16 protein-coding genes are annotated in these 17431 nt (G+C 61.2%); 7 read left to right on the forward strand and 9 right to left on the reverse strand.

Going from position 1 to position 17431, the window contains the following annotated elements:
* Positions 1 to 50 precede the first annotated feature (50 nt).
* From DW850_RS04395 to DW850_RS04420, 6 genes are all read right to left on the reverse strand, one after another.
* A complete protein-coding gene (locus tag DW850_RS04395) occupies positions 51 to 767 on the reverse strand; it encodes a DUF554 domain-containing protein (RefSeq protein ID WP_199411025.1) in 717 nt (238 codons plus the stop codon).
* 118 nt (positions 768 to 885) lie between these two features.
* Entirely contained in the window at positions 886 to 2316 is a 1431-nt protein-coding gene (locus tag DW850_RS04400; RefSeq protein WP_117786352.1) for a hypothetical protein, read from the reverse strand.
* Between the two features lie 18 nt (positions 2317 to 2334).
* Positions 2335 to 2616 carry a hypothetical protein gene (locus DW850_RS04405; protein ID WP_117786353.1) on the reverse strand — a complete coding sequence of 94 codons (282 nt, stop codon included), beginning with the start codon at positions 2614 to 2616 and terminating at the stop codon, positions 2335 to 2337.
* Positions 2600 to 3199, reverse strand: coding sequence for a hypothetical protein (locus DW850_RS04410; protein ID WP_117786354.1), 600 nt, complete (start codon positions 3197 to 3199; stop codon positions 2600 to 2602). The genes DW850_RS04405 and DW850_RS04410 overlap by 17 nt, the downstream gene beginning before the upstream one ends.
* A 90-nt stretch (positions 3200 to 3289) precedes the next feature.
* Positions 3290 to 3799: a hypothetical protein gene (locus DW850_RS04415; protein ID WP_117786355.1), complete on the reverse strand. Its 510-nt coding sequence runs from the start codon at positions 3797 to 3799 to the stop codon at positions 3290 to 3292.
* A complete protein-coding gene (locus DW850_RS04420; RefSeq protein WP_117786356.1) occupies positions 3796 to 4092 on the reverse strand; it encodes a hypothetical protein in 297 nt (98 codons plus the stop codon). The genes DW850_RS04415 and DW850_RS04420 overlap by 4 nt, the downstream gene beginning before the upstream one ends.
* Before the next feature lie 346 nt (positions 4093 to 4438).
* On the opposite strand from DW850_RS04420, the gene DW850_RS04425 reads away from it, so the two are divergent.
* The 3 genes from DW850_RS04425 to DW850_RS04435 are packed head-to-tail and all read left to right on the forward strand — an operon-like array spanning position 4439 to position 8064.
* Positions 4439 to 6040: an FAD-binding oxidoreductase gene (locus tag DW850_RS04425; RefSeq protein ID WP_117786357.1), complete on the forward strand. Its 1602-nt coding sequence runs from the start codon at positions 4439 to 4441 to the stop codon at positions 6038 to 6040.
* A 2-nt stretch (positions 6041 to 6042) separates the two neighbouring features.
* A complete protein-coding gene (locus DW850_RS04430; protein ID WP_117786358.1) occupies positions 6043 to 6858 on the forward strand; it encodes an electron transfer flavoprotein subunit beta/FixA family protein in 816 nt (271 codons plus the stop codon).
* Positions 6859 to 8064, forward strand: coding sequence for an electron transfer flavoprotein subunit alpha (locus DW850_RS04435; RefSeq protein ID WP_117786359.1), 1206 nt, complete (start codon positions 6859 to 6861; stop codon positions 8062 to 8064). It abuts the gene before it with no gap.
* Here DW850_RS04435 and DW850_RS04440 read toward each other — a convergent pair.
* Entirely contained in the window at positions 8061 to 8873 is an 813-nt protein-coding gene (locus DW850_RS04440; RefSeq protein ID WP_117786360.1) for an HD domain-containing protein, read from the reverse strand. The two genes, DW850_RS04435 and DW850_RS04440, sit on opposite strands and share 4 nt — an antisense overlap.
* A 162-nt stretch (positions 8874 to 9035) precedes the next feature.
* Here DW850_RS04440 and DW850_RS04445 point away from each other — a divergent pair, with 162 nt between their 5' ends.
* The 4 genes from DW850_RS04445 (at position 9036) to DW850_RS04460 (ending at position 12503) form a co-directional block, all read left to right on the forward strand.
* Positions 9036 to 9692: an AzlC family ABC transporter permease gene (locus DW850_RS04445; RefSeq protein WP_255413342.1), complete on the forward strand. Its 657-nt coding sequence runs from the start codon at positions 9036 to 9038 to the stop codon at positions 9690 to 9692.
* Positions 9682 to 10005, forward strand: coding sequence for an AzlD domain-containing protein (locus DW850_RS04450; protein ID WP_117563496.1), 324 nt, complete (start codon positions 9682 to 9684; stop codon positions 10003 to 10005). Before DW850_RS04445 ends, DW850_RS04450 begins: the two co-directional genes overlap by 11 nt.
* Positions 10006 to 10147: 142 nt before the next feature.
* On the forward strand, positions 10148 to 11170 hold the full coding sequence (locus tag DW850_RS04455) for a 2-keto-3-deoxygluconate permease (protein WP_117635479.1): 1023 nt from the start codon (positions 10148 to 10150) through the stop codon (positions 11168 to 11170).
* Between the two features lie 190 nt (positions 11171 to 11360).
* A complete protein-coding gene (locus tag DW850_RS04460) occupies positions 11361 to 12503 on the forward strand; it encodes a diguanylate cyclase (protein WP_158565220.1) in 1143 nt (380 codons plus the stop codon).
* A 100-nt stretch (positions 12504 to 12603) separates the two neighbouring features.
* On the opposite strand, the gene DW850_RS04465 is transcribed toward DW850_RS04460, so the two are convergent.
* Positions 12604 to 13539, reverse strand: coding sequence for a DMT family transporter (locus DW850_RS04465; protein ID WP_117582905.1), 936 nt, complete (start codon positions 13537 to 13539; stop codon positions 12604 to 12606).
* A gap of 99 nt (positions 13540 to 13638) precedes the next feature.
* Positions 13639 to 17385 (reverse strand): phosphoribosylformylglycinamidine synthase, encoded by a 3747-nt coding sequence (locus tag DW850_RS04470; RefSeq protein WP_117786363.1) that lies wholly within the window; start codon positions 17383 to 17385, stop codon positions 13639 to 13641.
* Positions 17386 to 17431: the final 46 nt, after the last annotated feature.

A 17431-nucleotide genomic window follows, 5' to 3' on the forward strand; every position in this document is an offset into this window, starting at 1 on the left:
TCATAGCACAGCATCAAACAGATGTTCGAGATACCGCTACGTAGATAGATTTAGAACAGGAGGGCGTAGATGACGGCGATGATGACGGAGGGAAGCATATTGGCAGTGCGGAAGGTCTGAGGACGGATAAGGTTGACGCCGACGCAGAAGATGAGCATGGAGCCTACGAGCGAAAGGCTGTCGAGGGCTGCCGTGGTCATGATGGGGGAGAGTGCACCGGCAAACAGCGTGATCGTCCCCTGGAACACGGCGACGGGCAGGGCGGAAAAGATGCAGCCGCGGCCAAGTGAGGCCGTCATGGTGCAGACGATGATGCAGTCCAGTGCGCCCTTGAGGGCAAGCGTTGACCAGTCGCCGAGCAGGCCGTCCTGAATCGATCCCACAATGGCCATGGCGCCGATACACACGGTGAGCGAAGTCGAGACAAAAGCGTTGGTGAACTCGTTATCGCCCTCGCTGCCGGTTTTGCGCTTGAGCCATTCGCCAAGGTTCTCAATGGCGGCTTCCAAGTCGACGGCCTCGCCGATGAGCGAACCGAGCGCAAATGAGACGATGAGCATGGTGGTACCGGTGGTCGACAGCGCCTTTCCATCGATAAGGAGCATCTTTTGCATGGTGCCGCCAAGGCCGATAAACAGGACGCACAGCCCCGACGCTTTCATGAGCGTGTCTTGGATACGCGGTGTGATAAAGCGACCGCCCGCTAATCCCAAAAGACCGCCCGCAACTAAAAGGACAACGTTGATGATTGTTCCCAAGCCCGGCATGAGCCCTCCTGTATTGATGCCAACGTGGCAATCGTAGCAGAATGGAATGCGAGACACATCGCGACTCATCTAATACGTTATATAAGTGGTATTAGCAACGACGCGCAGTATTTAAGCCTCAGGTGGTTGTCGGGACATAGGGATAGTAGTCAAAGCGCAGTGTCATAAGCCGCTGTGGGGATTCAATAGCCGCGGCGATGATATTGGCATCGCGGGTACGATCAAACCCTTCGAGTTCGATCTGATACGAGACGTCTTGCATAATGTCCAGACGTCGCCAGGCTAGAAGTGTGTCGCCATCGAATTCCAAGGTCTTGCTTCCGTCTGGGGCAACGGCGTATAGACGCAGTTTAGCGGTGGTTGCAGGGTCGACAACCGTGACCTTTTTAATTTCGTTTCGAGTATTCTTGGCGCCCAACAAGGTGAGCAGTGTTGGGGCCACGACCTCGCCCGATGGCAAAAAGACGACTTCGATGGATTCGGGAAATGCGATGATGGCCGACTTGCGGACGGGCTGATTGGCGGCGGCAACTTCGATGCTCGCGGCGTCGATGACCTCTGTGTGGTCGAGGGCGGCAAGCACGCAGCAGTTACCTTCATCGATCTCCTGAGGATCAGCAAGCCCCAGACTGTCCGCGAGCTCGGGATCGTTTGGACCGGTAGCGGGCACATTCGGCGCTTCGAAAGAAGCTGGGACGCTGTTTGTCGGCGACGGCGTGTCGCCCGCACCTGCTTCTTTGTCCGTGCTCTCTTCTTGTATGGTTGCGTTGATGGGTTCGTCGTTTGAGGGGAGCGTCTTGGCGTCAAGCGCGGAGGGGAGAATTCCGATGGCTCCGGATCCATTCCACTCCATTTCGAGAAGCGCCGGGTCGGCAAGAATGCGTTGCCTGCTTTGCGCGTGGGCATCGATTTCAATAGGGCCTGCCTCTATCCCTCGTGTAAGGCTGAGTGATCCGGCTGGCTTCTCGAAATGAGCGTCTGTGTCTTTGGTGCTGACGGCGTAGAACAGCAGGGACGCTTCTCCCGCCGCGATGGCATCGGTGCCGGCTTTGGTCAGCCGCAACGATGCCGTGAATGAGAGGGTGGGCTGCGTGTCATCTGCATTCGCGGCGGCGCAGCCCAGACATATACCGCCTCCTTTCTCGAAAAACGCACCGTCGAAGGCGACCTTCGCTCCGTTTGCCGAGTCATCGACCGAAGCGATATCGATGCGCAACCCCAAATCGCACGGATCGCCATCTGTATCGAGCACAATCGAGCGCCACGTGCAGACGGCGCACCCCGCCTGGGAGCCGTTTGCCTTGTTCGAACGATTGATATCCACGACTATCGAGCCGTCCGTATTACGACGAAGGCATCCCGAGGTTGAGATTGCGGCCTGTGCGAACGAAAAACGCTTGCACGCAATGGCGCTCGACGGATTTGGTGCGGAGCTTAGGGCTGCTGGTAAGGAGTCTGCCATGACGGGAGTCGCCCAAGCGGCGACAGGCGTTCCGGTTGCGAGCGCGCCGCAGAGTGCGACGACGGGCAAAAGGTTCTTCGATGCCATGGGGTCTCCTTAGCTAATTTAGTGCGGCCTGTCCGTGTTTTGTTTCTGGCTGCGTTTGATGTGCAGACCGAGGCCGGCGGTTCCCGCGCCTGCTGCTGTGGCGCCTGCTGCCAAGAGCCATCGTCTGTCGTCCGTCTGTGCCAACGGTTCCTCGCGGTCGCCGCGGTCGAGCTCCGAGAGGTCGACCGTCACTTGCGTGGCGGCCTGCGCCTGTTCTTGCTGGGCAAAGGCCATGGCTGGCCCAAACGCTAGGATACTGACGGCGGCGGCCAGGGCGACGGCCTTATGCCGTGTGCGCACCGGGCTCGACCGTCCAGGTGATCGTTGCAACCTGATCGCCTTCGCCGGTTACGTGGAGGATGTCGCGCGTGACGCGGGCGACGTTTCCGCTTGTCTTGAGCTTAATTTTGTCCGTGCCGCCGGCAATGCCCTGGTAGCCCATGTCGAAGGCTGCATTCTTGGAAAGATCGAGGCCCGTCCCCTGCATTGCGGCACTGGCGTTCTGGAGTGCGCCGTCGGGGCCGACCTTAAAGTCGATGGAGTTCTGCGCGGTTCCGGCCTTGGCGTCGGCGGCAATGGTCCAGGTGTTCATGGCGTCGATCTTCATGTTGGTGACATGGATGCCGTAGGCTGAATGATTGTCGATGGTGGTCGCGTCTTCTGAGGGGCCCTGAAGCGTGCCGTCGGCCTTGGCGACGAAGGGAATAACCGTCGGAACTTTGAACTCAACGTTGTCGATCTCGGTCCTGACCATTACTTTCGTGGTTCCAACGCGCCCGGCTGCCATAGCTGGCGTCGGGGCGGCGCCCATTGCGAGCGCGAGCGCGAGCCCTGCGCCCACGACGAGCGCTCTGGCTCCGTTCATGTTCCTGGTGATGTCCATGATCGTTCCTTTCTATTCGCCGCGGGCCGTCCCCGCGATGATTGGACGAATGCTGGTGAATTGCGCGCGGTGCCGCGTCGGCCGGAAAAGCTAGTTCTCGGCTCGCTCAACCCGTACCTTGACGCGTGTCGGATTGCCGTGGCAGTCGAGGGTCTTGGCATCGAGTGCCTGAATCTCGATGTACGCCTCGCCTTCTTTGATGTCGTCGGCGGGGCACGTCTCGATTGTCTTGCCGGTCTCGACCACACCGGATTCGTACATGGTCTCGTCGTTTTGGATGACGCGGAATCGCTGGGGAAATTTATTGTCTTGGACGTTTTGCACGTTGACGCGCAGCTTGCCGTTCTCCTGCAGCTGAGCGACCGGCGCGACCGAAATCGTCATCATGTTGTCGCGGACGATGGCATCGAGCTCATCTTGGATTTCTTGGCGCGATTTACCCTCTGCCGTCGTGACTGAGGCGCCCGCTTCGGGCACGGGCTGCGACTGCCAGACGTATAGCCCTACGGCGATGAGGGCGCAGACGATAGCCAGGCAGACAACGACGAGTTTCTTGCGACGCCCCAGTCCTGCGAGGCGGGGCGGCTTCTTCGCACTCATGCGGCGTCCTTGGTGGTATAGACACGTGCGAACGTGGACGGGTCCGCTCCAAAGAGCATGTGGAGCATCAGGCGGCGCGAGTAGATGAGCTCGTCGAAGTCGCGAGGGAGCTCGATGTCGTGGATACGCGCGATGTGGTGGGCGAGCGCCGAGAACGACTCGGGGTCGCAGATAACATCGGTGGTGACGTGGTAGACCGCCGTATCGGGGAACGCCTCTTCGTCGAAAGGCAGGAGATAGGGATCGTCGTCGACCTCGATGGCGACGCCGTACTGGGGCCAGTAATATGCCATGGGAACCTCCCTGCTTCTGGGGCCAAACTTCTATCGGTTTTGGCTGTCGATGCCGACCGTATCAGCCGCTACTTGACCAATTTCTGACCAAATGCTTGACGGATTGACATCTCCGCAGGTAAAAGGCAGCAAAAATTACTTCAACTTTTTTTCGAGCGACAATCGAGCGATCGGCGACGGCGTGACCATATGTGTTAAAAGCTTCGTCTGCCGAGGAAGACTTGCCGTTCGCCGAATTGCACGAACGTAAAAAACGCCAATTATGGAGACGGTCTCGAACACGTCGACGAAACGATGCGGTAACATCTCCCTGCAAACACTGTAGTTAGCTAAAGGGGGAGTTCGCGTGTCTGCAACCATTAAACCCTTCACCGATGAGTTCGAAGAGTATGGCCGCGATGAATCTCGTGCATCGGGCGAAGCATCGAGCATCTCGTTTCCGACAACGGAAGACGAGGTCCGTGCCATTTTGGAAACGCTCCATGCCGAGCGTGTCCCGGTAACGGTTCAGGGCGCCCGAACCGGCCTTGCCGCCGGTGCCGTGCCCCACGGTGGGCATATCCTCAATACTTCCCGTATGAATCGCTACTTGGGCCTTCGCCGCGATGAACAAGGCCAATTTCTGCTGCGCGTGGAGCCGGGCGTTGTGCTCTCGGAGCTGCGTAAGCAGCTGAGCAAGAAGGTACTGCCGACCGCTGGTTGGGACCAGGCATCGCTTGAGGCCTACGAGGAGTTCCAAGAGTCCCCCGAGCAGTTCTTTCCCACCGATCCCACCGAGGCATCTGCCTGTCTGGGTGGCATGGCGGCATGCAACGCCTCCGGCGCCCGCAGCTACGCTTACGGCCCCATGCGCCCGCATATCACGGGACTCCACGTCGCGCTGGCTGATGGCGATTTGCTTGAGCTTCAGCGCGGCGAGGCTTTTGCCCAGGGCCGCCACCTGTCGCTCGTGACGGCAGAGGGCCGTACGCTCGAGCTCGATCTTCCCGGCTATACCATGCCCGAGACAAAAAATGCCTCAGGCTATTTCGTTGCGGACGATATGGACGCCATCGACCTCTTTATCGGCGCGTGCGGCACGCTCGGCGTTATCACCGAGCTCGAGATTGCCCTGCAGGCGGCGCCTGCGGTCGTTTGGGGTGTGAGTTGCTTTTTCGATAGCGAGGACAAGGCGGTGTCCTTTACCGATTCCGTGCGCCCTGTCCTGTCCCATGCGGCTGCCATCGAGTACTTCGATGCTGGCGCCCTGGATATTCTACGTCGCCAGCGCGAGCAGTCGACGGCGTTTGCCTCGCTGCCGGCGCTCGACGACGAGGCAAAGGTCTGTGTCTACGTGGAGCTCGATTGCGATGACGAGGCGCAGGCGACCGAGGAGCTGTACCACTTGGGATGGGTGCTGGAGCTTGCGGGCGGCCGCGACGATGCGACATGGGTCGCCCGCACCGAAGTCGATCGCGAGTGCCAGCGGTTCTTCCGCCACGCGGTGCCCGAGAGCGTCAACATGCTCATCGACGAGCGTCGCCGCACCGACCCCACCATTACCAAGCTGGGATCGGATATGTCGGTGCCCAATGCACGCCTTGCCGATGTCGTGGCCCTCTATCGCCGCACGCTGGCCGAAAGCGGGCTTGAGTTTGCTGCCTGGGGACACATCGGGAACAACCATCTGCATGTGAACATCCTGCCGCGCGATGCGCAAGACTACCGTCGTGGTGGAGAGCTCTTTGCCCAGTGGGCTTCCGAGGTCACGGCCATGGGTGGTGCCGTTTCTGCCGAACACGGCGTCGGCAAGATCAAGGCGGGCTTCTTGGAGACGATGTACGGCCACGAGGCCATGGTCGAGTCGGCGCGCCTCAAACTCCAGCTCGATCCTGCCGGCCAGCTGGGTCGCGGCAACCTGTTTACGGAGAAGCTCTTGGATGAACTCGTCCAGAAAGGGGGCGCGTGAAGATGAGTGATTTCCATATGGTGGTGTGCGTCAAGGCGGTGCCCGGAAGCACCGAGGTCAAGATGGACCCCAAGACCAATACTATCGTGCGTGATGGCAAGCAGGCGGTCATTAATCCCTTCGATGCAAGTGCTCTCGAATGTGCGCTAGCGCTGAAGGACGACTTTATCGGCTTTGGCATGGACGTGCGTGTGACGGTGGTGTCGATGGGCATCCCCGCGACCGAATCGCTGCTGTGCGACTGCATCGCCCGCGGTGCCGACGACGCGCTGCTGCTGACCGACCGAGCCTTTGCGGGCGCCGATACCCTAGCCACCACCTATGCCCTCAAATGCGGCATCGAGGCACTCGATGAGGACTTTGACCTGCTCATCTGCGGCAAGATGGCAGTGGACGGCGATACGGCCCAGATCGGCCCCGAGCTGGCCGGCGCCTTTGGGGTCCCCTGCGTGACCGACGTGAGCTGTGTGCAGAGCGCGGGATTTACGACGTGTGGCTCGCTGGCGCTCGTCCACGGCTGCGATGCCGGCGAGGAGACGGTGTACCTGGAGATGCCGTGTGCGATGACGACCGCCAAGGAGATTGGCCAGCTGCGCATGCCGAGTATTGCCGGTATTCGCGCGGCCGAGGATGCAGACGTGCGTGTGGCCAGCGCTGCCGACGTAAACGCCGATCCCTCGCGTTGCGGCCTTGCCGGATCACCGACGCAGGTCGTGCGCTCGTTTGTGCCCGACCGTGACCAAACGTGCGAGGCCGTTGAGGGAACGGCGTCCGAGCAGGCGGTAAAACTTGCCAAGATTATCGAGGGGATGGCATAGATGAGCGGGCTGATTATCGATAGCGAAGCCTGTATCGGCTGCGGTCGCTGCGTTCGCGCCTGCGCCTCGGGCGGCATTGTGGTGGAGGGTGAGCGCCCCAATCGCTGTGCCCGCGTAACCGACGGCTGTATCCTGTGCGGTGGGTGCGTCGACGCCTGCCCCGTCAACGCCATCTCGATTGAGCGCGACGAGGCCGCCGGCGCGGCAGACCTTGACGCATATCGAGACATCTGGATCTTCGTGCAAACTGACAAGCACGATGCCGTGGCATCCGTGGCCTTCGAGCTCATGGGCAAGGGGCGCGAGCTTGCCGATGCCCGCGGCTGCCGTCTGGTGGCACTGGTCGGCATGAGCCCCGAGGGCTCACTCGGGGACCTGGAGCATCTGATTTGCGCCGGTGCGGACGAAGTTCTGGTCTGTCGTGACGAGCGCCTGCGTCAGAACGACGCGGAGGTCTACGCCCGCTTGATCTGCGATTTGGTAGCCGAGCGCAAGCCCGAGGCCATTCTGTACGGCGCGACCGCCTTTGGTCGCGAGCTGGCGCCCGGTGTGGCCGTGCGCTTGCAGACGGGCCTTACGGCCGATTGCACGGTGCTTTCTATGGATACGGAGACGGGCCTGCTGCAGCAGACGCGCCCGGCGTTTGGCGGCAACCTGGTGGCCACCATTATCTGCCCCAACCACCGTCCTCAGATGGCAACGGTGCGCCCCGGCATCTTTAAGGCGCCCGAGTTTGACTATAGCCGCTCCGGCACGATTGCCCAGGTAGTGCTTGCGGATGACGTTAAGGCCCGCGTCGAGATCTCGATTCCCGCCGAGGAGTGGGGACAGCAGGCCTCAATTGCCGATGCCGAGCGTCTGGTCGTGGTGGGCCGCGGCATCGGCTCCAAGAAGAATCTGCCCCTGATGCGAAAGCTCGCCGATGCCCTGGGTGCCGAGCTTGGTTGCACGCGTCCCATTGTGGAGGCAGGCTGGTTGGAGTATCGCCACCAAATTGGCCAGACGGGTGTATCGGTCTCGCCCAAGCTCCTCGTGAGCATCGGTGTCTCGGGCGCTATCCAGCATCTCGCCGGCATCGGTGGGGCGGAGTGCATTGTCGCCATCAATGAGGACCCGGATGCCCCCATCTTTGGTGCCGCCCAGTACAAGGTCGTCGGCGATGCCGTTGAGATCGTTGAGGAGCTGCTGGCTCAGCTTGAGCGCTAAGCGCGCGTCAGCCAGTCGCGCATCTCGTCCTTTAGGCGGCTCCAGGTTGCCTGCGTGGCGGGGTCGGTAAAGGGCCGCGTAATGCCAAAGGGCGCGTCGAGCAGGCGATAGATATCGCCTTGCTCGCGCGCCAGTGCACGGCTTGCCGGATGGACGAGCTCAAACATAAAGCAGATGAGCCCCACCAGGTAGTCCGCCGGCTCGTTGCGCTCGTCACGCGCGACGCAGCGATGCTCGTCAAAGGCGGTAAGCGCCGGTGTCGAGAAGTGGCTGGCGAGAAACGTGTCCTCATCCACCTTGAGGATGGTCTCGACGGTGCTGTCGGCGATGGTGCGCATAATGTCGATCTTGTCACCATCGCGCACGATATCGCAGAAGCTTCGCGTGCGCACGTCGAGCTGCGCGGGTAGACGGAAATCGCTGTGATAGGCAATGCTCGCTCGGATGAGCTCATCTTCTGCCGGGTCATCGATAAAGTCGCGGATGCTTGTTACGACGGGTGCATCGGCGGGATTCTCGCCAAAGAGGACCTCGATGCCCAGCGCCGCATGGCCCATGCTCTCGGCGTCCTTAAAGGTGTCCCAGCGTCGCAGCTGCTCAAAGCGGCCCATATCGTGTAGCAGGCCGCAAAGCCATACCAGGTCAATATCTTCTGACGACCAGCCCTGCTCGCGCGCTACGGCATCGCATGCCTCGGCCACGTGGTACGTATGCTCGATTTTGAGCGCGATGCGTGGGTTGGTGGCGTCGTAGGCATCGGTGTAGCTTTTGAAGGCCGCGCGCGCCCGGTCTCGATCGATAGCTGTCATAATGACTTCCTAAAAAGTTGTGTCTTTCGATCCGGTGGCAATTGTAGGTGAACTCGGTTGCTGTCGGATGATGATTCTGCCGTGTCGCTACATGCGGCTCGGAGACTTTATCAGGATGAGAAGTGTATGGTGCTCAAAATCGTTAGAACCGTCTGGCCAGTGATGCTTACCTATGTTGCAATAGGCGCGCCGTGCGGAATGATCATGGGGCAGACGGGAATGGAGCCCTGGATGGTCTTTGCTCTGAGCAGCACGTTTGTGACGGGCAGCGGCCAGTTTATGATCTGCAATCTTTGGCTGGCGGGCGTACCGGCACCTTCGATTATCGCGAGCGTCGCCGCCATCTCCTCGCGCTTCGCTCTTTACTCGGCATCGATCGCACCCCATCTGGCGGGCGCCTCGAAGCGTCAGACGCTGGCTGTTGCCGCGACGCTCACCGAGGAGGCATACGGCATCTCGCTTGCCAAGCTGGTTGAGGGGGAGGATTGGGGCCCGCGCGAATCCTTCGTGCTCAACGTGATCCTCATCGCGACATGGGGCGCTTCGTGCACGATGGGTGCCATCGTCGGTGCCGTTGTCGATGTTCCCACCGCTATTGCGAGTTTCGTCTGCACGTCGCTCTTTATCTGTCTACTCTTTTCGCAGCGGCTGTCGCGCGGCAACGTTGTCGCGGCGGTTTCGGGCGCGGTGTCCGTCGCCGTATGCAAGTTCTTGGGCCTCACGAATATTGCCGTGCTGGCAAGCGTCGTGGTCGGCATTGCCATTGCGCTGGCGTGCGATGCTGTATTAGACGGAAGAGGTGCCCGCGATGCCCGTTAACGAGTTCTTGGTTCTGTGGCTGTTGTCGTGGGCTGCTATCGCGTTCTTTCGCATCGCGCCGGCGTTTGCCTTGCGCGGGAGAACGCTGTCGCCCCGCATTACCGAGGCCCTGGGTTATATCCCGCCCGCTGCCTTTGCCGCGCTGGTCGCCAACGACTTGGTGAGCCCCGGCGCGTTCGACGCGGGACCCTGGCCTGCCTTGGTTCCCTGGATTGCGGCTGCCGGCGTCGTGGCCGTGGCGGTCAAGACAAAATCGATGCTGTGGTGCTGTGTTTCGGGCATCGTGTTCTATATCGTTTTGAGCCTCATATAAGAGCGGGGCACGTTTAGCGCCCCTGTCCAACGAATCGAATTTCTCACCGAGCTGGTCTATTTCTTCTGGTACCATGGTCAAACTTTACTGTAGCAAAGTGTGACGTGGGCTTTTGTACCCCGTCAGCGGAAATGGGGGTTTCATGGCACAGGAAGCGACCGCCAACGAGCAAAAGAAATTCAAGGTCCCGCGCATCCCGGGCGACATCATGATCTATCCGATGATCGTCGGTCTTTTGCTCAACACCTTCTGCCCGCAGGTTTTTGAGATCGGCGGCTTCTTTACGGCTGCCTGCCGCGGTGGCTCCAATACCATCGTCGCCGCGATCCTGCTGTTTGTGGGCGCCGGCATCAGCTTTAAGTCCACGCCGGGTGCCATCAAGACCGGTATCGTTGTGCTGATCCCCAAGCTGGTCGTCGCAGCGGCTCTCGGCCTGGGCGTGGCATATTTCTTTAACGACAACTTCCTGGGTCTGAGCTCCGTGTCTATCATCGGCGGCATCACGTTTTGCAACATGGCGCTCTATACGGGCATCATGGGCGAGTTCGGCGATGAGTCCGAGCAGGGCGCCGTCGGTATCCTGTTCTTTACGGCTGGCCCCGCCGTCACGATGATCATCCTCGGTGTTTCCGGCCTCGCCAACATTCCCATTGGCACCATTATCGGCTCCATCTTGCCACTCGTTATTGGCATGGTTCTGGGCAACCTGTTCCCGTTTATCAAGAACCTGCTGGTTCCCGGTGCCAATCCCGCGATTGCCGTCATCGGATTTCAGCTCGGTGCGTCCATGAGCCTTTCGAGCTTCATCACCGGCGGCATCTCGGGCATCCTTCTGGGCCTCATCACCCTCTTTATCGTTGGCCCCATCACCTTTGCCTTCGAGCGCTTGTGCGGCGGCAACGGCAAGGCCGCCGTTGCTTGCTCCACCATCGCCGGCACGGCTATGACCACGCCGGTTGCTCTTGCTGAGGTCGCGCCGCGCTATGCCGAGCTTGCGCCCACCGCGTATGCGCAGATCGCCACCGCCGTTATCATCACGGCGATTATGGCTCCGATTCTGACTGGCTGGGTCGACAAGAAGTTCTGCCAAGGCAAGGAGGATCTGTCGCCTGTCGGTGTAGAGGCCATAGAGGAGGCCGTCGCGACTGACATCGATGGCGAGTAGCAATCGATACCCATCAATGATGCCGGCGTGTGCAATTCGCGCCGTATGGGCGCCCGAACAGAAACTGTTTTGCAGTGATGTTCGGGCGCTCTGCTATTATCCCCTTTACCCCTGCGGAGTAAAGGGGTGTTTATTGCCCTGATTCGAATTGGGCGATTCTGACCACTTGGGTATTGAAGGGATGGCGCTAGTGGTTAAGGCACTCAAGATTGAGATATTCGTGCTATGCATGATTGTTCTTATCGGGCTTGCCGTGCGAAGTCGTCGCTCCTTGTTCTCGAGCACCCAGCAGCTATTGTTTAGCATGCTTGGCTACACCTCTGCCGCGTACATATTATTCGATATGATCTGGACGCTTTCGGACGGTGTGGACGGCACGTTGGGCATTGCTGCCAACTGGATTTCCAACGCGGTTTCGTTTTCGCTCTTTGCTATCGCGTGTCTCATTTGGTTTATCTATTCCGAGACGGTGCAGGGTTCTCGCCTTTTGACCTCGCGCTATAGGGTGGTGCTTGTAGCGTTGCCTACGGCTCTGGTGGTCGTGCTGGCATTTACCAGCTACTGGACGCACACTATGTTCTATATCGATGCGCAGGGCGTATATCGTCGCGGCTTTGCCTATATGATCCAGCCCATCGTCAGCTACTGTTACGTTATACATACGTCCCTGCATGCGTTTGTGCAATCTCGCAGGGTCGAGAGCCTGCAGACGAAGGCCATCTATCGAACCTTGGCATTTTTCGCCATTCCAGCCCTGGTGGGCGGTACCTTTCAGGTCGTATACTCGGTGCCCGGCCTTTGTGTCGGCATAATGATTAGCATGTTGCTGCTCTACATCATCTACCAGGAGCAGCTCATCTCGACCGACCCGTTGACTGGACTTAACAATCGCAACCGTTTTGAGACCTATATGCTGTCGCTCTTCTCAAATGTGGATCAGGCCGAAGATGTATATCTGCTTATGATGGACGCCGACGGCTTTAAGCAGATTAACGATCGCTATGGGCATGTGGAGGGCGACCACGCTCTTCAGGTCATATCCGCTGCGCTCAAAGAAGTCTGCTCGGCGTCTGGCGGCTTTATCGCACGTTATGGCGGCGATGAGTTCGTGGTGCTCCAAAAGGCGACGGCGGAGCAGGACATCATAAGCCTGTGTGCGGCAATCAACGATGAGCTCGCACGTGCCGACGTGCCGTATCTGTTGCGGATGTCCATCGGCTACGCACGGGTCGGTGACGGTGTCGATACCTGGCAAGACTTGCTTCGCGCTGCCGATGCGGAGCTCTACCGCGTCAAGGCCGAGAAAAAGAAAGCCGGCGTCCAGATACGCTAGAAAAAGGGGCGCACGCTTGCGTGCGTGGTGGCCTTCAACTCACCGATGTACTCCATTAAATTGAAGTATGTGAATCTCTCTGCTAAATAAGGGCAGTTCGCTAGGCTTTTTTGGGTTTGTTGACGATGATGATGCCGCTGCAGACCAAGAGCAGGGCAACGATGACGGTAACGGGGCTCGTGCCGGCGCCCTCGCCAAGCAGCAGTGCGCTCAGCAGTACGCCAAAGACCGGGTTCATAAACCCAAAGACCGAGACGCGGCTGACGGGGTTGACGGCAAGCAGGCGCGACCACAGCGAGTAGGCGACCGCGGAGATAAGCGCCATGTAGATGATGAGCACGATGGCGGGGACAATCGCCGTGGGGGAGAGCGCGCCACCCATCAAAAAGCCGATGGCGGTGAGGACCAGGCCGCCGACCAAGAACTGCCACCCGGCAAGCAAGACGCCGTCGTGCTTGCGCGAGAAGATGCCGATCAGGCAGGTCGAAAGAGCACCCGCGACAGTGGAGGCTAGGATAAAGCCCTCGCCATCGAGCCTGAAGCCAAAGGTGCCATCTGCGCCCGAGAGGTTGACGAGCGCGACGCCGGCAAAGCCCAGCGCACAGCCAAGCACCTTGGCCGTATTGAGCTTCTCGGTGTGAAATGCCAGGGCGGCAAAGAGGATTGCGAGGAAGTTGGCGCTGGCCTCGATGATGGAGCTCGACATGGCGCTGGCGCGCGAGAGGCCCAGATAGAAAAAGAAGTACTGCCCGATAGTCTGGAAGAGCGACAAGACAAAGATGGGCTTGATGTCGCGAGCCTGCGGAATGAGGGGGCGGCGTTGGGCCGCACTCATCCCAACGATAACCAGGGCGCCGGCAAGCGTGAAGCGCAAGCCCGCAAAGAGCAGCTGCGAGGCGCTATCGTGCGCCGGGATCCCAAAGAGTGCGTAGCCGATCTTGATGCAGGGAAAGGCCGATCCCCAGAGTGCACAGCAAACAAGACAGCCCAGGATGAGTCCGGGCAGGGTGGCGAGATACGGCTTGCGGCTTTCCATGATGTCCTTCCTACATGCGCGAAGCAAAAAAGAACCCGCCACCGGATGTGTCGGTGGCGGGTGTTGTTACCCGAGGGGATTGTACCCGATGGGAAAGGTTTAAGCGAAGTAGGCCACGCCGCTCTCAAAGATCGGCATGAACTTATCGCCGGGGACATGCTCGGGCACGTTGCGGTACAGGTTGTCGCCGCGACGCTCGGCATGGCCCATCTTGCCCAGGACGCGGCCGTCGGGGCTCGTGATGCCCTCGATGGCGAGTGCGGAGCCGTTGGGGTTGACGGAGAGATCCATGCTGGGCTTGCCGTTCTCGCCCACGTACTGCGTGGCGACCTGGCCGTTGGCGATCAGCTGGGCGAGCACTTCGTCATTGGCGACAAAGCGGCCCTCGCCGTGGCTGATGGCTACGGTGTAGGGGTCGTCCAGGCTGCACTGCGACAGCCACGGGGACAAGTTGGACGAGATGCGGGTGCGCACCAGACGGCTCTGGTGGCGACCGATGGTGTTGAACGTCAACGTGGGCGTATCGGGCGTGGCGTCGACGATGTCACCGTAGGGCACCAGGCCGAGCTTGACCAGAGCCTGGAAGCCGTTGCAGATGCCCAGCATCAGGCCGTCGCGGGCCTTGAGCAGGTCGCGGACTGCCTCGGTGACCTCGGGAGCGCGGAAGAACGCCGTGATGAACTTGGCGGAGCCGTCGGGCTCGTCACCGCCCGAGAAGCCACCGGGGATCATGACGATCTGGCTTGCACGGATGCGGCGGGCAAGCTCGTGGGTGCTCTCGGCGACGGCCTCGGGCGTGAGGTTGTTGATCACGAAGGTGTCGGCCTCGGCACCGGCGGCACGGAAGGCGCGGGCGCTGTCGTACTCGCAGTTGTTGCCGGGGAACACCGGGATGATCACGCGCGGACGGGCGATCTTGGCGCCGCCGTACACGTGGATATCCTTGGCGCGGAAGTTGATGGTCTCGACCTCGGGGGTCTCGCCGGCGCTGCGGTAGGCAAAGACGCCCTCGATGCCGCTCTCCCAGGCCTCCTGGAGCTCGGAGAGCTCGATGACCTCGGAGCCGGTATCGATGGCATAGCCCTCGACGGTGGTGCCCAGGGGCTCGACGACAACGCCGTCGGCGACCTCGGGCAGCTCGGCGTCATCGGCGAGCTCGACGATAAAGCTGCCGTAGAGCGGGGTGAAGAAGCTCTCCACGTCCACATCCTCGGCAAGCTCGATACCGATCTGGTTGCCGACGCACATCTTAAAGAGGCTCTCGGCGCCGCAGCCGTAGCCGGGCGTGGAGACGGCCAGGGCGTCGCCGGTAGCAGTGAGCGCCTCGACGGCGTCAAACGCGGCGAGCAGCTGCTGGGCGTCGGGGCGGTAGTCTTCGCCATAGGTGGCGGGGGCGATACGGACGACGCGGTGCGTCAGACCCTTGAACTCGGGCGAGACGGCACGGGCGGCCTTGCCCACGGCCATGGCGAAGCTGATGAGGGTCGGCGGAACGTTGAGCTCGCCGGCCTCGTCCTCAAACGAGCCGCTCATGGAATCCTTGCCACCGATGGCGCCGGCACCCAGGTCGACTTGGGCCATGAGGGCGCCCAGGACGGCTGCCGTGGGCTTGCCCCAGCGCTCGGCCTCGGTGCGCAGACGCTCGAAGTACTCCTGGAAGGAGAGATAGGCGCGCTTGTGCTCAAAGCCGGCGGCCACGAGCTTGGCGATGGACTCAACCACGGACAGGTAGGCGCCTGCAAACTGGTCGGCCTCCATCAGGTAGGGGTTGAAGCCCCATGCCATGGCGCTCGCCGTGGTGGTCTCGCCATCCACGGGGAACTTGGCGACCATGGCAGAGCTCGGGGTGAGCTGCGTCTTGCCGCCAAAAGGCATGAGCACGGTTGCGGCACCGATGGTGGAGTCGAAGCGCTCGGAAAGGCCCTTGTTGGAGGCGACGTTGAGGTCGGTGACAAGCGAGGTCATGCGCTCGGCAAGCGTGGTGCCGGCCCAGCTGGGCTGCCACACGCTGCGGGCACAGACGTGGGCGACCTGGTGCTTGGGTGCACCGTTGGAGTTGAGGAACTCACGGGACAGGTCGACGATGGCGACACCGTTCCAGGCCATGCGCATGCGCGGCTCGGCGGTAACCTCGGCGATAACGGTCGCCTCGAGGTTCTCCTCGGCGGCGTAGCCCATGAACTCCTCGACGTCATCGTCGGCGACGGCGCAGGCCATGCGCTCCTGGGACTCGGAGATGGCGAGCTCAGTGCCGTCCAGGCCGTCGTACTTCTTGGTCACGGTGTCCAGGTCGACATACAGGCCGTCGGCAAGCTCGCCCACGGCAACCGAGACGCCGCCGGCGCCAAAGTCGTTGCAGCGCTTGATCAGGCGGCAGGCGTCGCCGCGGCGGAACAAACGCTGCAGCTTGCGCTCGACCGGGGCGTTGCCCTTCTGGACTTCGGCGCCCGAGGTCTCGATGGACTCGGTGTTCTGGGTCTTGGAGGAGCCGGTGGCGCCACCGATGCCGTCGCGGCCGGTGCGGCCGCCCAGCAGGATGATCTTGTCGGTGGGGGCGGGGCACTCGCGGCGCACGTGGTTTGCCGGGGTAGCGCCCACGACGGCGCCGACCTCCATGCGCTTGGCCACGTAGCCGGGGTGATAGAGCTCGTTGACCTGGCCGGTGGCAAGGCCGATCTGGTTGCCGTAGCTGGAGTAGCCGGCGGCAGCGGTGGTTACGAGCTTGCGCTGCGGCAGCTTGCCCTCGAGCGTCTCGGACACGGGGACGGTGGGGTCGCCGGCACCGGTGACGCGCATGGCCTGATACACATAGCTGCGGCCCGAGAGCGGGTCGCGGATAGCGCCGCCCACGCAAGTGGCAGCACCGCCGAAGGGCTCGATCTCGGTCGGGTGGTTGTGGGTCTCGTTCTTAAACAGGAACAGCCAGTCCTGGTCCTCGCCGTCGACATCGACCTTCACCTTGACGGTGCAGGCGTTGATCTCCTCGGACTCATCGACATCGGTCATGACGCCGGTCTTCTTAAGGTACTTGGCGCCGATGGTGCCCATGTCCATGAGGCAGACGGGCTTGGCGTCGCGACCGAGTTCGTGGCGCATCTCCATGTAGCGGTCGAAGGCCTGCTGCACCACGGCGTCATCGATCGTCACATCATCCAGGACGGTGCCGAAGGTGGTGTGGCGGCAGTGATCGGACCAGTAGGTGTCGATCACGCGGATCTCGGTGATGGTGGGGTCACGGTCCTCATCGCGGAAGTACTGCTGGCAGAAGGCGATGTCCGCCTCGTCCATGGCAAGACCGCGCTCGGAGATAAAGGCGACAAGGCCGGCCTCATCGAGCTCGCGGAAGCCGTCGAGCACTTCGACGGGCTGGGGCTCGGGGGTCTCCATGTACAGCGTCTCGGGCAGGTCGAGCGAGGCGATGCGCGCCTCGACGGGGTTCACCACGTAGTGCTTGATGGCCTCGATGGCGGCTTCGTCCAGGGCGCCCGAGATCATATAGACCTTGGCGGAGCGCACGGCGGGGCGCTCGCCCTGGCTGATGAGCTGCACGCACTCGCTGGCGGAGTCGGCGCGCTGGTCAAACTGGCCAGGCAGGAATTCGACGGCAAAGACGGCGCCATCGCTTGCGGGGAGCTCGTCGTAGGTCACATCGACCTGGGGCTCGCTAAAGACGGTCGGCACACAGGAGCGGAAAAGCTCCTCGTCGATGCCCTCGACGTCGTAGCGGTTGATGATCCTCAGGGCCTCGATGCCCTTGATGCCGAGAATTTCGGTCAGCTCGCCCTTGAGCTGCTGAGCCTCGACGTCGAACCCGGGTTTCTTCTCCACGTAGATACGAGAGACCATTGGTTCCTGCCTTCCTGATCGGTTGGGCGTACGGTACGGTATGCGG

Source organism: Collinsella sp. AM36-4AA (assembly GCF_003467795.1).
Lineage (GTDB): Bacteria > Actinomycetota > Coriobacteriia > Coriobacteriales > Coriobacteriaceae > Collinsella.